This window comes from Streptomyces sp. NBC_01463, from assembly GCA_036227345.1.
Lineage (GTDB): Bacteria > Actinomycetota > Actinomycetes > Streptomycetales > Streptomycetaceae > Streptomyces.
The window spans coordinates 3,752,992-3,765,744 of sequence record CP109468.1 but is presented as its reverse complement, the minus strand read 5'-3'; the positions used below and the strand labels follow the sequence as shown (position 1 = coordinate 3,765,744).

General features: G+C 72.0%; 14 protein-coding genes. 6 read left to right on the top strand and 8 right to left on the bottom strand.

All coding sequences use genetic code 11. The features are described 5' to 3' along the window. The first annotated feature begins 238 nt into the window (after nt 1–238). From OG521_16605 to OG521_16595, 3 genes are all read left to right on the top strand, one after another. Nucleotides 239–1,969, top strand: coding sequence for a serine/threonine protein kinase (locus OG521_16605; GenBank protein WUW22332.1), 1,731 nt, complete (start codon nt 239–241; stop codon nt 1,967–1,969). Between the two features lie 72 nt (nt 1,970–2,041). Then, a complete protein-coding gene (gene mqnC, locus OG521_16600; GenBank protein ID WUW22331.1) occupies nt 2,042–3,241 on the top strand; it encodes a dehypoxanthine futalosine cyclase in 1,200 nt (399 codons plus the stop codon). Nucleotides 3,242–3,252: 11 nt separating this feature from the next. Further along, nucleotides 3,253–3,909, top strand: a complete 657-nt coding sequence (locus tag OG521_16595) for a hypothetical protein (protein WUW22330.1) — start codon at nt 3,253–3,255, stop codon at nt 3,907–3,909. Between the two features lie 19 nt (nt 3,910–3,928). Here the strand turns inward: OG521_16595 and OG521_16590 are convergent, their stop codons facing one another. The 4 genes from OG521_16590 to OG521_16575 all read right to left on the bottom strand — a co-directional run bounded on the left by OG521_16590 (nt 3,929) and on the right by OG521_16575 (nt 7,020). Beyond that, a complete protein-coding gene (locus OG521_16590) occupies nt 3,929–4,624 on the bottom strand; it encodes a DUF3152 domain-containing protein (protein ID WUW22329.1) in 696 nt (231 codons plus the stop codon). A 98-nt stretch (nt 4,625–4,722) separates the two neighbouring features. Further along, nucleotides 4,723–5,610, bottom strand: coding sequence for a DUF3152 domain-containing protein (locus OG521_16585; GenBank protein ID WUW22328.1), 888 nt, complete (start codon nt 5,608–5,610; stop codon nt 4,723–4,725). Continuing rightward, the gene (locus OG521_16580) at nt 5,600–6,499 is read right to left on the bottom strand and encodes a hypothetical protein (GenBank protein ID WUW22327.1); all 900 of its coding nucleotides are present in this window, start codon (nt 6,497–6,499) and stop codon (nt 5,600–5,602) included. The genes OG521_16585 and OG521_16580 overlap by 11 nt, the downstream gene beginning before the upstream one ends. Nucleotides 6,500–6,510: 11 nt before the next feature. Further along, nucleotides 6,511–7,020: a SigE family RNA polymerase sigma factor gene (locus OG521_16575; protein WUW22326.1), complete on the bottom strand. Its 510-nt coding sequence runs from the start codon at nt 7,018–7,020 to the stop codon at nt 6,511–6,513. Nucleotides 7,021–7,170: 150 nt separating this feature from the next. On the opposite strand from OG521_16575, the gene OG521_16570 reads away from it, so the two are divergent. Continuing rightward, nucleotides 7,171–7,866 carry a demethylmenaquinone methyltransferase gene (locus tag OG521_16570; GenBank protein ID WUW22325.1) on the top strand — a complete coding sequence of 232 codons (696 nt, stop codon included), beginning with the start codon at nt 7,171–7,173 and terminating at the stop codon, nt 7,864–7,866. Nucleotides 7,867–7,872: 6 nt separating this feature from the next. Here the strand turns inward: OG521_16570 and OG521_16565 are convergent, their stop codons facing one another. The 3 genes from OG521_16565 to OG521_16555 form a co-directional block, all read right to left on the bottom strand. Beyond that, nucleotides 7,873–8,355 (bottom strand): phosphodiester glycosidase family protein, encoded by a 483-nt coding sequence (locus tag OG521_16565; GenBank protein ID WUW22324.1) that lies wholly within the window; start codon nt 8,353–8,355, stop codon nt 7,873–7,875. After that, the gene (locus OG521_16560; protein WUW22323.1) at nt 8,352–8,603 is read right to left on the bottom strand and encodes a hypothetical protein; all 252 of its coding nucleotides are present in this window, start codon (nt 8,601–8,603) and stop codon (nt 8,352–8,354) included. Before OG521_16560 ends, OG521_16565 begins: the two co-directional genes overlap by 4 nt. 149 nt (nt 8,604–8,752) lie before the next feature. Continuing rightward, nucleotides 8,753–8,884, bottom strand: a complete 132-nt coding sequence (locus OG521_16555; GenBank protein WUW22322.1) for a hypothetical protein — start codon at nt 8,882–8,884, stop codon at nt 8,753–8,755. A gap of 146 nt (nt 8,885–9,030) precedes the next feature. Between OG521_16555 and OG521_16550 the strand changes: the two genes are divergently transcribed. After that, nucleotides 9,031–10,314, top strand: a complete 1,284-nt coding sequence (locus tag OG521_16550) for a geranylgeranyl reductase family protein (GenBank protein ID WUW22321.1) — start codon at nt 9,031–9,033, stop codon at nt 10,312–10,314. 410 nt (nt 10,315–10,724) lie between these two features. Here OG521_16550 and OG521_16545 read toward each other — a convergent pair whose 3' ends face one another. Beyond that, nucleotides 10,725–11,561, bottom strand: coding sequence for a C40 family peptidase (locus OG521_16545; GenBank protein WUW22320.1), 837 nt, complete (start codon nt 11,559–11,561; stop codon nt 10,725–10,727). Between the two features lie 816 nt (nt 11,562–12,377). Between OG521_16545 and OG521_16540 the strand changes: the two genes are divergently transcribed. Further along, nucleotides 12,378–12,737 carry an NADH-quinone oxidoreductase subunit A gene (locus OG521_16540; GenBank protein ID WUW22319.1) on the top strand — a complete coding sequence of 120 codons (360 nt, stop codon included), beginning with the start codon at nt 12,378–12,380 and terminating at the stop codon, nt 12,735–12,737. Nucleotides 12,738–12,753: the final 16 nt, after the last annotated feature.

Here is a 12,753-nt window from a genome sequence, read left to right as displayed (position 1 = left end):
TATCGATTCGGGTGAATTCGCGTTGAATGGCCGGTTGACGGAAGGGCCCGGGGGTGTGCCTCCCCGGGCCCTTCCGCAATCGCCCCGCGGAACGGCACATTCACGCCTTTTGTTGCGGTGAATGACGCCGTTCGTTCCCTTGGGGGCGAAATCGGCGGATGGTTTCCCCTGTGACCCGATGACCTTCGCCCCTAGGCTTCGGTCGGAGGTCCGGCCGGTCCACAAGGGGAGTCCGTATATGCAGCCGCTCGAAGCCGGCGAACCGCTGAGCATCGGTGCCTACCGGCTGCTCGGCCGGCTCGGCGCCGGCGGCATGGGGCGCGTCTATCTGGGGCGCAGCGCGGGCGGCCGGACCGTCGCGGTCAAGGTCGTCCACCCGCACTTCGCGCTCGACGAGCAGTTCCGCGCCCGCTTCCGGCGCGAGGTGGACGCGGCGCGGCGGATCGGCGCGCAGTGGACAGCCCCCGTCCTGGACGCGGACCCGGACGCCCCCGTTCCGTGGGTGGCCCACGGTTACGTCGCCGGGCCGCCGCTCTCGGAAGCCGTCACCGAGTACGGGCCGCTGCCCGAACAGGCGGTACGCACGCTGGGTGCCGGGCTCGCCGAGGCGCTGGCCGCGGTCCACGGCCAGGGCCTGATCCACCGGGACGTGAAGCCGTCCAACGTGCTGCTCGCCCTCGACGGCCCCCGGCTCATCGACTTCGGCATCGCCCGGGCCATCGACGCCACCGCCTCGCTCACCTCCACCGGCGTCTCGGTCGGCTCGCCCGGCTACATGGCACCGGAGCAGATCCGCGGCCTGGACATCTCGGGCGCGGCCGACATCTTCTCGCTGGGCGCGGTGCTCGCCTACGCGGCGACCGGCGCCGCCCCCTTCCTCGGCGACTCCTCCGCCGTACTCCTCTACAAGGTGGTCCACGAGGAACCCGAACTGGGTGAAATGGAGGGTGGACTGCGCGACGTCATCGCCTCCTGCCTCGCGAAGGACCCGGCCGTCCGGCCCACCCCGGCGGAGCTCGCCCGGCAGCTGGCGCCCGGCGGTGCGGCGGCCTCGGTCGCGGCGGGCTGGCTGCCCGGTCCGCTGGTGCGCGAGGTCAGCCGCTCGGCGGTCGCGCTGCTGGACCTGGAACCGCAGGAGGCCCCGGTGCAGTCGGGACCGGTGCCGTTCACCAGCGCGTCGTTCGGGACGACCGGGGCGAACGGCCCGCTCGGTGTCTTCGGCCCGCCCGTCGAACCGCCCCAGGCGTCCGGGCCGACCCCGCCGCCGCACCACCCCGCCACCGGGACCGGCGGGGTGCCGGGGCAGCGCACCCCCGATCCCCGGTTCGCCGTCACCCTGAACGCGGACGCGCGGCCCGGCGAGCACCGGGGGCGCAGACTCAGCTGCACCGTCGCCCTCGCGGTGGCCGGTGCGCTCGCCGCGGTGACCGTGGGCAGCGCCTTCCTCTTCGACCTGATGCCGGGCGGACGCGGCGCCGACAACGCCGGTCCCAGCGATACCGGTGCGACCCCGTCCGCCACCTCCTCCGGCCCGTCCGCCGCGGAGCCCCCCGCGCCGACGCGCTCCGCGACCGGGCCGGCGGACCCGCTCACCGCGGTCCCGGACGCCTTCGTCGGGACGTGGCGGGGGCCGCTCACCGAGAAGACGACCGGAGCGCCGCACGGCACGCTCACCGCGGTGCTCGTGAAGGGGAAGAAGGGCGCCGGGGTCGCCCGTATGACGACGACGGTCACCGGACTCGGCGTGGACGTCAGCTGCCACAGCATCGCCACCCTCACCTCCGCCACGGAGAAGGAGCTGACGCTCCGGGAGCGCGCCGATCCCGAACACCCGGGCACGGCGGGGCTGTGCACGACCACGCCCGCCGACCTCCACTTCACCCGCGCGGCCGACGGCACGCTGCGGTTCCGGTCCGACGAGCGGGGCGCCGGACTTCCCTACGGCACGCTGACCCGGTCCGGCCGCTGACCCGTACCGGCGCTGGCGTACGCTGAAGCGGTCCGTAGATCCGTTGAAAAACCGCCGAAAGGTGACAGCCCGGTGACCGAGAAGGCCGACCTCCAGCCCATCCTCGACCGAGCCGCCGAAGGCGGCCGGATCACTCCGGCGGAGGCCCTCGACCTCTACCGGTCGGCGCCCCTGCACGCACTGGGCGCGGCCGCCGACGCCGTGCGCCGGCGCCGCTACGCCGGTACGGAGCACATCGCGACGTACATCATCGAGCGCAACATCAACTACACCAACGTGTGTGTGACGGCGTGCAAGTTCTGCGCGTTCTACGCCGCGCCGAAGGACACCGCCAAGGGCTGGTCCCGCGATCTCGACGACATCCTGCGCCGCTGCGCGGAGACGGTCGAGCTCGGCGGCACGCAGATCATGTTCCAGGGCGGGCACCACCCGGACTACGGCGTCGAGTACTACGAGGAGCACTTCTCCGCGATCAAGAAGGCGTTCCCGCAGCTGGTCATCCACTCGCTCGGCGCCTCCGAGATCGAGCACATGGCCCGGATCTCGAAGGTCTCCGCCGAGGAGGCCATCAGCCGCATCCACGCCGCCGGGCTCGACTCCTTCGCGGGCGCCGGCGCCGAACTGCTGCCGGCCCGGCCGCGCACCGCGATCGCCCCGCTCAAGGAGTCCGGCGAGCGCTGGCTGGAGATCATGGAGATCGCCCACGGCCTCGGCGTCGAGTCGACCTCCACCATGCTGATGGGCACCGGCGAGACCAACGCCGAGCGCATCGAGCACCTGAGCATGATCCGCGACGTGCAGGACCGCACCGGGGGCTTCCGCGCCTTCATCCCGTACACGTATCAGCCGGAGAACAACAAGCTGAAGGGCCAGACGCAGGCCACGCTCTTCGAGTACCTGCGGATCATCGCCATCGCCCGGCTGTTCCTGGACAACGTCGCCCACATCCAGGGCTCCTGGCTCACCACCGGCAAGGAGGTCGGCCAGCTGTCGCTGCACTACGGCGCCGACGACCTCGGCTCGATCATGCTGGAGGAGAACGTCGTCTCCTCCGCCGGTGCCAAGCACCGCTCCAACCGGCTGGAGATCATCGACCTGATCCGCAAGGCGGACCGGGTGCCGGCCCAGCGCGCCACCACGTACGAGCACCTCGTCGTCCACGACGACCCGGCGAACGACCCGGTCGACGAGCGCGTCGTCTCGCACATCTCGTCCACCGCGATCGAGGGCGGCACGGCCCACCCCGAGCTCAAGCTCCTCAACGCCAACTAGGGTCCGTCGCCTTGCTGACGATCCACACCGCCGCCCTGCTCCTGCCGGGCGGCGGTCGTGCGCCCGTGCCCGGCGGGGCGGTGGCCGTCCGGGACGCGGTGATCGCCGCCTTCGGCCCGTACGCCGGACTCGCCGCGGCCCACCCCGCCGCCCGGGTCCGGCGCTGGCCGGGCGTCCTGACCCCGGGCCTGGTGCAGCGGGACGCCGTCCGGCTGCTGGAGGAGTCGTACTTCCCCGATCCGCGCGAGGCGGACACCCTGGGCACGGAGCCGCTGACCGGTGCGGCGCTCGACGCCCTCGGACCGGACGACACCTGGCGGGCGGGCAGCGTCCGGCGCGGGCTGCACCGGATGCTCCGGCACGGCACGACCGCGGTGACCGTTCCGCCCGCCACCGCGCCCGCGTTGCTCACCGCCGTGCGCCGATCCGGCCTGCTGGTCCTCGGCCCCGCGCCGGGCACCGGGAGCCCCGCCGGCGACGGGCCGCGGCTCGACCCGCTGGCCGGGGTGAGTGCGGTGGCCGACGCGATGGCGTCACCCCTCACCGTCGGGGGCCGGGCGGACCTCGCCGCCTTCGACGCACCGGACGAGGCCGCGCTGGCGGAGGCGGGCGGGGCGAGCTGCGTGGCCACGGTCGCGGGCGGACGCCTGGTGTACCGGGGCCGCTGAGGGCCGTCCCGGGGAGTGTCTACGGGACGGTGGGGCCGCCGAGGTAGGTGCCGTCGGCGGCGTAGGGCCAGGCGTTGGAGACGCAGCCCTTGAGTCCGTAGATCTGCTGCATCATGGCGGGGGCGGGGCGTCCCTTGCCGGGGCAGGTCTCGTGGCCGTGGCCGAGCCAGTGTCCGACCTCGTGGTTGACGATCAGGGCGCGGTAGTCGGCGAGCGGCCCGTGGAACTCGGGCGAACCCGTCCGCCAGCGCTTGAGGTTGACCATGACGTCGGTCCCGACCCGGCAGTTGACCTCGCCGTGCGTGTCGAGCCCGCCCTTCCCGCAGATGCGGTCCGTGGTCTCCGGGGTGGCGATCCGGATGACCAGCCCGGCCGGCCCCTCGGCGACCTGGCGGAAGGAGTGCTCGCCGTGGTGCGCCCAGCCGCGCGGGGCGGCCAGGATGCGGGCGACCTCGGCGGCCGCCGCGTCCGGGTCCAGTCCCGAGCCCTTCTCCACCTCGACCCGGTAGGCGTCACCGCCGCCGGACTCCGAGACACCCGCGCGGGCCACGGTGAAGGTGGCGGCGGCGGACGACGAGCTCGGCTCGTGCCCGCCGTTCCACCGGACCGCCACGGCCGCCGCCGTGACCAGCACCACCGGCACGACGGCCTTCACCCACAGCCGGTTCCGGCCGCGCTCGCGCCGCACTCCCCGGCCCACACTCCCTGCGGACATCCGCGCCCCTCCCCGGCCTCCGCATCCCCTGCGGTTGGCGTTTCCCCGCTATAAGGACCGCCGCCGGAGCCGATTGGTTCAGTCCACACACATATGGATCACGGGACGGTGGGGCCGCCGAGGTAGGTGCCGTCGGCGGCGTAGGGCCAGGCGTTGGAGACGCAGCCCTTGAGTCCGTAGATCTGCTGCATCATGGCGGGGGCGGGGCGTCCCTTGCCGGGGCAGGTCTCGTGGCCGTGGCCGAGCCAGTGTCCGACCTCGTGGTTGACGATCAGGGCGCGGTAGTCGGCGAGCGGCCCGTGGAACTCGGGCGAACCCGTCTGCCAGCGCTTCAGGTTCACCATCACCACCTCGCCCACCCGGCAGTTGACCTCTCCGTGCGTGTCGAGGCCCATCGCCCCGCACACCCGGTCGGTGGTCGCCGCGGTGGCGATGCGGATCACCAGTCCGGCCCGAGCGTCCGCGACCTGGTGGAAGGAGTGCGCCCCGCCGTGCGCCCAGCCGCGCGGCGCGGCCAGGATGCCGGCGACCCGGCCGGCCGCCTCGTCCGGGTCGACGCCGGAACCGTCCTCGACCTCGACCCGGTAGGCGTTCCCGCCGCCCGGGGAGACGCCCGCGCGGGCGACGGCGAACGTGCCGGGGCCGGACGCGGGGACGACGGGGTCGCGGGCGGAGTCCGTGGGGGAGGGGGAAGGGGGTGGTGGCGTGGCGCTCTTCGTGGGTTCCGCGGCCGGGGCGGACGCCGCGTTGTCCGGCCGTGAGGTCCGTGGCGTGTCCGACGGTTCCGGCGCGGCCGCCGCGGCCGGCCGGTCGTCCCCGCCGGCCCACCGGGGTGCGGCGACCACGGCGATCCCGATCAGTGCCGCCGTGACGGTGACGGCGGCGAGCACGCGTATCCGGCCGCGGCGCCGCCGCTCCCGCCGGGTGCGCCGCCGGACTCCCCGGCCTCGCCGCGGTGCGGGGTGCCGTCCTGTCTCAGCCGCCACGTACGGAGTGCTCCTTGTCTTCCATCGGATGTCCGTCCGCGTACTTCACGAGCTCCAGGAACCTGGAGTCGCTCGCGACGGAGACGAGTTGGTCCACGGTGACCGGTGACGACACCATCGAGGAGCCGTCACCGTCGACCGAAAGCCGGACGGTGCTGGTCCCGTAGGCGAGCTTGAGATCGACGCCGGTGATCGTCCGCGAGCCGTCCCAGTTGCCCTCCGCGGTGATGGCGCGGGCCCTGATGCCGCCCGGCAGCACGACCATCCGGCACTCGAGGCCCTTCGAAGGGATGCTGCGGCACGCCGGATCGGCGGGAACGGCGCCCGGACCGCCCCTGGGGCGCACCGAGACGACGACCGGGAAGGTGTTGCCGTCCGATCCGCCCTGGTAGCGGTTGACCGCCAGGTCGACCGGGCGGACGGTGCCGAGCTGCTCGTGGAGCAGTTCGTCGAGCAGCACCGCGACCTTCTGCTGGAACGCCTCCTGCCGGGCCCGTTCGGCCGCGGGCAGGGCGGCCATCGGCGTCTCGCCGTCGCTCGGCTCGATGTGCACGGGCGCGGGTACGGGCCGGGCGGACGGGACCGGCGACGGGGCGGCGGTCGTGGTCTGCGAGGCGGCGGAGGACCAGGTCTGTGCCGGCTGCGTACGCCCCTCCGGGACCCACGTCGCCAGCACCGCGCCGAACACTCCCAGTGCCACCACACCCGTCACCCCGGCCCCGACGGCCGCACGGGCGCGGGTGCGGCGCCGACGGCCCTGGACCAGGGCGACCGGCACCAGGTCGGGCAGCGGCGGCGCGCCCTCGGCGGCCTGTTCCATGGCCGCCCTGATCAGCACGGCCTCGGCATCGGGGTCCGGCCGGTGGCCGGAGCGGTCGGTAACGTCCACGACGGGTCTCCTCAGCTTCGGGTGGTGTAGAGGTGTGCGTCGCCCAGGAGGGTGCGCAGGGTGGCGAGTGAGCGTGAGCACTGGCTCTTCACGGTGGACGGGCTGCACCGCAGCAGCTCCGCGACCGTCTCCACGCTCAGGTCCTCCCAGTACCGCAGGACGACCATCGCCCGGGCGCGGGGCGGCAGTTCGGCGAGCGCGGTCAGCAGCGTCACCGTGAGCTCCGGGCCGACCGCGGGCGGGTGCGCGGCTATCGGGGTGTGGGCACGGAAGTCGCGCAGCCGGCGGCGGCGCTCGGCGATGTAGGTACGGGTCAGCACCGTGCGGGCGTAGGCGTCCGGATGGTCTGCGGCGCTCGCCCGGCCCCAGTGCTGGAAGAGCTTCGCCAGCGTGGTCTGGGTCAGGTCCCGGGCGGCGTCGGCGTCCCCGCACAGCAGATACGCGGTGCGGTACAGCCGGCGCTGGCTCGCGCGGGCGAATTCCTCGAAGCCGGCGGCGTCCGGGCTGCGTCCGGCTGTCATGCGGCCTCCTCTGCGGTCTGTCGTGGTCACCACGCCTGTTACTGAGTGCCGGCAGGCACGAAAGGTTGAAGCCGGATCGGAACTCCTTCCCGCATCCCGGGACGGCGGGCCCGCCCCGGTGCCGTCCGGCCGGGCTGCTTGAATGGGTGGGTGACCCGAGCCTCCCTGGACAAGCAGCCGCACGAAGTCGCCTCGATGTTCGACGACGTGGCGGCGAACTACGACCTCACCAACGACGTGCTCTCGCTCGGCCAGGCCCGGCTGTGGCGCAAGGAGGTCGCCAAGGCGGTGCACGCCCGCCCCGCCGAGAAGGTCCTCGACCTGGCCGCCGGGACGGCGACGTCCTCGCTGCCGTTCGCCGCGACCGGCGCGTACGTCGTGCCGTGCGACTTCTCCATCGGGATGCTGCGCGAGGGCAAGAAGCGCAACTCCTGGCTCCCGTTCACCGCGGGCGACGCCACGAAGCTGCCGTTCCGCGACGAGACGTTCGACGCCGTCACCATCTCCTTCGGGCTGCGCAACGTCCAGGACACGGACGCGGCGCTGCGTGAGCTGTACCGGGTGACGAAGCCGGGCGGCCGGGTGGTCATCTGCGAGTTCTCCCAGCCGGTCCTGGCACCGTTCCGGACCGTCTACACCGAGTACCTGATGCGGGCGCTGCCGCCGGTCGCGCGCGCGGTGTCGTCCAACCCCGACGCGTACGTCTACCTCGCCGAGTCGATCCGCGCCTGGCCCGACCAGGCCGGCCTCGCTGCGAAGCTCCAGCGGGCCGGCTGGTCGCAGGTCGCCTGGCGCAACCTCACCGGCGGCATCGTCGCCCTGCACCGCGGCACCAAGGCGGTCTGACGCGGGCTACTGCTTCGCGTACATGCCGTAGCCGCCGACCCCGGTGTACACGGAGTCGGCCACCCGCCGGTGGACGTACTCCGGTCCGTCCGGATCCTTGCCCGCGTCCGTCGGCGGTGTCTGCACCTCCGTACCCGTCATGAGCGTCGTGGATCCGCCGCCGTCGAGGTTGAGGACGTCGACCAGCGCCAGCTCCGGCGAGTCGAGCAGCCGGGCGAAGGCCTGGAGGGAGTCGCCGTCCTCGTGGGTGACCGAGGGATCGGTCTGCGGCTGTCCGGTGAGGGTGATGAGCACGGGGCGGCCCTTGATATCGGTGCCGAGCGCCGTGCGGGAGTCCGTGCAGATCAGGGTCGTGCCGTCGGCCCCGGTCTCGCGGCCGCTGCACGAGTCGGGGAGTTCGGCGGGGACCGTGCCGACGCGGAGCAGCTGGTGGAAGGAGCTCACGACGTCGACCGAGCCGTCCAGGGGTATGTCCCGGTCGAGTGTCATGTCGTGGAGTTCCAGGCCGACCGCCGGGCGGTCGTCGCGGGTGAGGTGGGTGCGCAGCCCCGGCTGCGGCCGGGATCCCGGTTGACGTCGTCGATCCGTACGGTCGTGCCGGCGGCGGTCAGCCGCAGGTCCGTACGGAGCCTGGTGATGTACGGGATGCCGTACTGGATGACCGCCCCGTTGCTGCCGTCGCCGTTCGTCCAGCAGCTGGAACTGTGCAGGACGCCGTCCGTGACCGAGACGCCCATGTGCATCAGGGTCGTGCCTTCGGCACCGGCCGGCAGGACGTGATCGGGGTGCTTGGGCTCGGACTTGAACAGGCCGCCGTTGACACCCGCGTACGGACGGCGGGCGGCGACCGACGAGACGCCGGCGAGCTGATCGGCGACCGTCTCGGTCAGTCCGCGTCCCCCGTGCCGACGATGCTCTCCAGGGTGAGCGCGGAGGCAGCCGGGTCGATCTCCACGAGCAGGGCGAGCGCGGCGGCGACGAGGGAGCCGCGCCAAGTGATGATCTTCTTGATGGTCACGGATGATGATCGCACCGGGATCGGCCACGTGAGGGGACCGATGTGCGGACCGGTTCCGGCCGCGGCCCACCCGCCCTTCCGGCTCCGGATGTCCCCCATAGACTGCCCGCATACGCAATGTCGTCGAGTTTTCGGGAGACCCCGCCGTGACCGAGCCCCTCTCCGAGCACAGCGCGGACGTGATCGTCGTCGGGGCGGGTCCCGCCGGCTCCACGACCGCGTACTACCTCGCCAAGGCCGGACTCGACGTCCTCCTCCTGGAGAAGACCGCCTTCCCTCGCGAGAAGGTCTGCGGCGACGGCCTCACGCCGCGCGCCACCAAGCAGCTCGTCTCCATGGGCATCGACATCTCCGAAGAGGCCGGCTGGCTGCGCAACAAGGGCCTGCGCATCATCGGCGGCGGCGTCCGGCTCCAGCTCGACTGGCCGGACCTCGCCTCGTACCCGGACTACGGACTGGTCCGCAAGCGCGACGACTTCGACGAACAGCTGGCCCGCCAGGCGCAGAAGGGCGGCGCGCGGCTGTACGAGCGCTGCAACGTCGGCGCCCCGATCACGGACGAGCGCACCGGGCGGATCACCGGCGTGCACGCGAAGCTCGGCGAGGAGAAGACCCCGGTCACCTTCCACGCCCCGCTCGTCGTCGCCGCCGACGGCAACTCCACCCGGCTCTCGCTGGCGATGGGACTGCACCGCCGCGAGGACCGGCCGATGGGTGTCGCGGTCCGTACGTACTTCACCTCGCCCCGCCACGACGACGACTACCTGGAGTCCTGGCTCGAACTCTGGGACCGGCGCGGCGCCGAGGACCGGCTGCTGCCCGGCTACGGCTGGATCTTCGGCATGGGTGACGGCACTTCCAACGTCGGCCTCGGCATCCTCAACTCCTCCTCCGCCTTCAAGGAGCTGGACTGGCGAGAGGTCCTCAAGGCGTGGTGCGCCTCGATGCCGGAGGACTGGGGCTACACCCCCGAGAACATGACGATGCCGATCCGCGGCGCCGCCCTCCCGATGGCGTTCAACCGGCAGCCGCACTACACCAAGGGCCTGCTGCTCGTCGGTGACGCGGGCGGCATGGTCAACCCGTTCAACGGCGAGGGCATCGCGTACGCCATGGAGTCGGGCCAGATCGCCGCGGACGTCATCGTCCAGGCCCACGCCCGCGCCACCCCGGCCCAGCGCGAACTGGCCCTGAACAACTACCCGAAGGTGCTCAAGGAGACCTACGGCGGCTACTACACGATGGGCCGCGCCTTCGTGAAGCTGATCGGCAACCCGAAGGTCATGAAGGTCGCCACCCAGCGCGGCCTGACGCACCCGCTGCTGATGAAGTTCACCCTGAAGATGCTCGCCAACCTCACCGACCCGACGGGCGGCGACGCGATGGACCGCATCATCAACGGGCTGACGAAGGTGGCTCCGCGCTCCTGACGGGTGTCGGGGAGCGGAACCACGAGCCCCCGGACCGCGAGCAGGACGCAGGCGCCCGCCCCGCCCCGCCGCGGCCCAGGACGGGCAGCAGGGCCGTCGCGGTGGCGATCGTCGCGGCGGCCGCCCCGAACGCCGGGCGCGGGCGGTGTGCGACCAGGGTGCCGCCGAGGAAGTTCCCGGCCACCCCGCGACCCCGGCGGGGCCGTCCTGTGCTCGGTGGGGCGGGCTGTCCGCCCCTACGGGCCCCAGTTCACAAGCTCCGGTGCACGGAGTCCGGCAGGTTCGCGACGTCGACGGCCGCCACCGGGGGGCAGGTCGCGTTCTCGCCGGTCACGGCGAAGGGCCGCCGCTCCCGAGCGGGGGAGCGGCGGCCCTTCGAAGTGCGCCGAGGCGCTTGTGAATCCGTGAACTCAGAGGACGCGGACCGCGCCCGACGGCGGGTCGTAGTCCAGGGACTTCTGCACCACACCGGTGGAGGAGTTCTGTGCCCCGACGAACTGGCCGCCGCCGACGTAGACGCCGACGTGGTACGCGCTGCCGGCGCCGCCCCAGTACAGGATGTCGCCCGGCTGGAGGTTGCTCAGGGAGACCTGGGTGCCCGCGGTCGACTGGCTCTGCGAGACGCGCGGCAGGTCGACGCCCACCGAGCGGAACGCGGCCTGGACGAGGCCGGAGCAGTCCCACGAGTTGGGGCCGGTGCCGCCGGACACGTACGCGTCGCCGACCTGCATCTGCACGAAGGAGACGACGGCCGCTGCGGAGCCCGTGGCGGAGGAGGAGACCGGCGTCGAGGCGGACGACGACGAGGAACCCGAGGAGGAGGAGCCGGAGGTGGTGCTGAGCGTCGTGCGCGCGGCGCTGCGGGAGGCGCGCTCGGCGGCCTCCGCCTTGGCCTTGGCGGCCGCTTCGGCCTTCTTCTTGGCCTCTGCCTTGCGGACGGCCTCGGCCTTGGCCTTCTTGGCGGCCTTGGCGGCGGTCGTGGCCGCGGCGTCCTCGCTGGCCTGCGTCTCCAGGTCCAGGGCGACCTGCTGGGTGGCCTCGGCGGATGCCGCGACGGTGGTGGAGAGCCCGGCCGTGATGGTCGGCATCTCGATCGTCTGGGTCACCGGCTCGGCCTGGGCCGGCCCGGCAGCGCCAGCGACCGCGATGGTGCTGAGGACGCCACCGGCAACTCCGGCCCGCAGCGCCGTCTTCGAGGCGTTTCGGCGGGGCTTCCGGTGGCTGGGTATGAGAGCGGTGTGGGACATGGGTACTAGCGCTATCAGGGCCTCAGGGGTCCCATCAAGAAACGTGTGTTGCGACACAGTTACGTCCGGAATCTGTGAATCCGCTTTCCGGAGGCCTTTATTGACGCCGTAACGGTCAAAACGGGCATGGCTGATCACGGCTGTGATCACGGGCTTTCGGTAATACGCCCGAATTGCCCGTCACTTACCATCCGTTCACACCGATGGCCAAGCCCGCTTCTGTGGGCGACCTGGTGGAGTGACGCAGGTCACAGCATGGTCTCCGCGTGACGGGCATACGAGCGCCTCGCGCGCGGAACGCCCCGTCGGCGTGAAGCCGGCTTCGGGGGGAGGCGTCCCGGCCCCGGGGAACTGGCGGGCCGCGGCTGCCCATTCGCCCGTAAGGGGGTGGATGTCGCGGTGTGTCCACTTCGTTCCGTCCCGGACCCCGCGCGAGTGACCCCCGGTCTTCCCAGAGTGGGGCAGATCCCTTTATCACCCCATCGCGTCCATCGCCAATTTGGCGGAGTGTGCGTCCGCTTGATAGGGCGACACCTCTTTGACCAGCGGTAACGGCACCAGATGTCACGTCTCGTGATCACTCGGCCGCTTCGTGTACGAAGATCACCGCTCATCCGACTTCATGATCGTTCGTCAGGTGGTGGAGATCACAAAGACGTTGTCGTACCCCGTGTCGCAGATCACAGGACGGCAGGCATAGGATGCGGGGCAGTCGGGCTTGTGAACTGCCTCACATGTGCACGATCTTGGTGAGGTGGCGAGCCAGGTCGCCCGATGCGGTCCAACGGTCAAGGACGACTGGAAGGAGCGAGGAGCGTGAATGCCTACGCGCCCATCCTCGTGCTCGGCGCCCTCGGGGCAGGGTTTGCGATCTTCTCCGTGGTCAGCGCCACGCTAATCGGTCCCAAGCGGTACAACCGGGCCAAGCTCGAAGCGTACGAGTGCGGTATCGAACCCACCCCCACTCCAGCCGGAGGCGGCCGCTTTCCCATCAAGTACTACCTGACGGCGATGCTCTTCATCGTCTTCGACATCGAGATCGTCTTCCTCTATCCCTGGGCGGTCACTTTCGACGCCCTGGGGATCTTCGGGCTCGTCGAGATGCTGCTCTTCGTGCTCACCGTCTTCGTCGCCTACGCGTATGTGTGGCGTCGCGGCGGCCTGGAATGGGACTGAGGGGCTGAGGGGCACA

What these genes read in the sequence shown, in the direction of transcription:
- OG521_16605 (WUW22332.1), top strand. Translation starts at nt 239, where the DNA reads ATGCAGCCGCTCGAAGCCGGCGAACCGCTGAGCATCGGTGCCTACCGG.
- OG521_16590 (WUW22329.1), bottom strand. Translation starts at nt 4,624, where the DNA reads ATGTCCGCAGGGAGTGTGGGCCGGGGAGTGCGGCGCGAGCGCGGCCGG.
- OG521_16575 (WUW22326.1), bottom strand. Translation starts at nt 7,020, where the DNA reads ATGACAGCCGGACGCAGCCCGGACGCCGCCGGCTTCGAGGAATTCGCC.
- OG521_16565 (WUW22324.1), bottom strand. Translation starts at nt 8,355, where the DNA reads ATGACACTCGACCGGGACATACCCCTGGACGGCTCGGTCGACGTCGTG.
- OG521_16560 (WUW22323.1), bottom strand. Translation starts at nt 8,603, where the DNA reads ATGGGCGTCTCGGTCACGGACGGCGTCCTGCACAGTTCCAGCTGCTGG.
- OG521_16545 (WUW22320.1), bottom strand. Translation starts at nt 11,561, where the DNA reads ATGTCCCACACCGCTCTCATACCCAGCCACCGGAAGCCCCGCCGAAAC.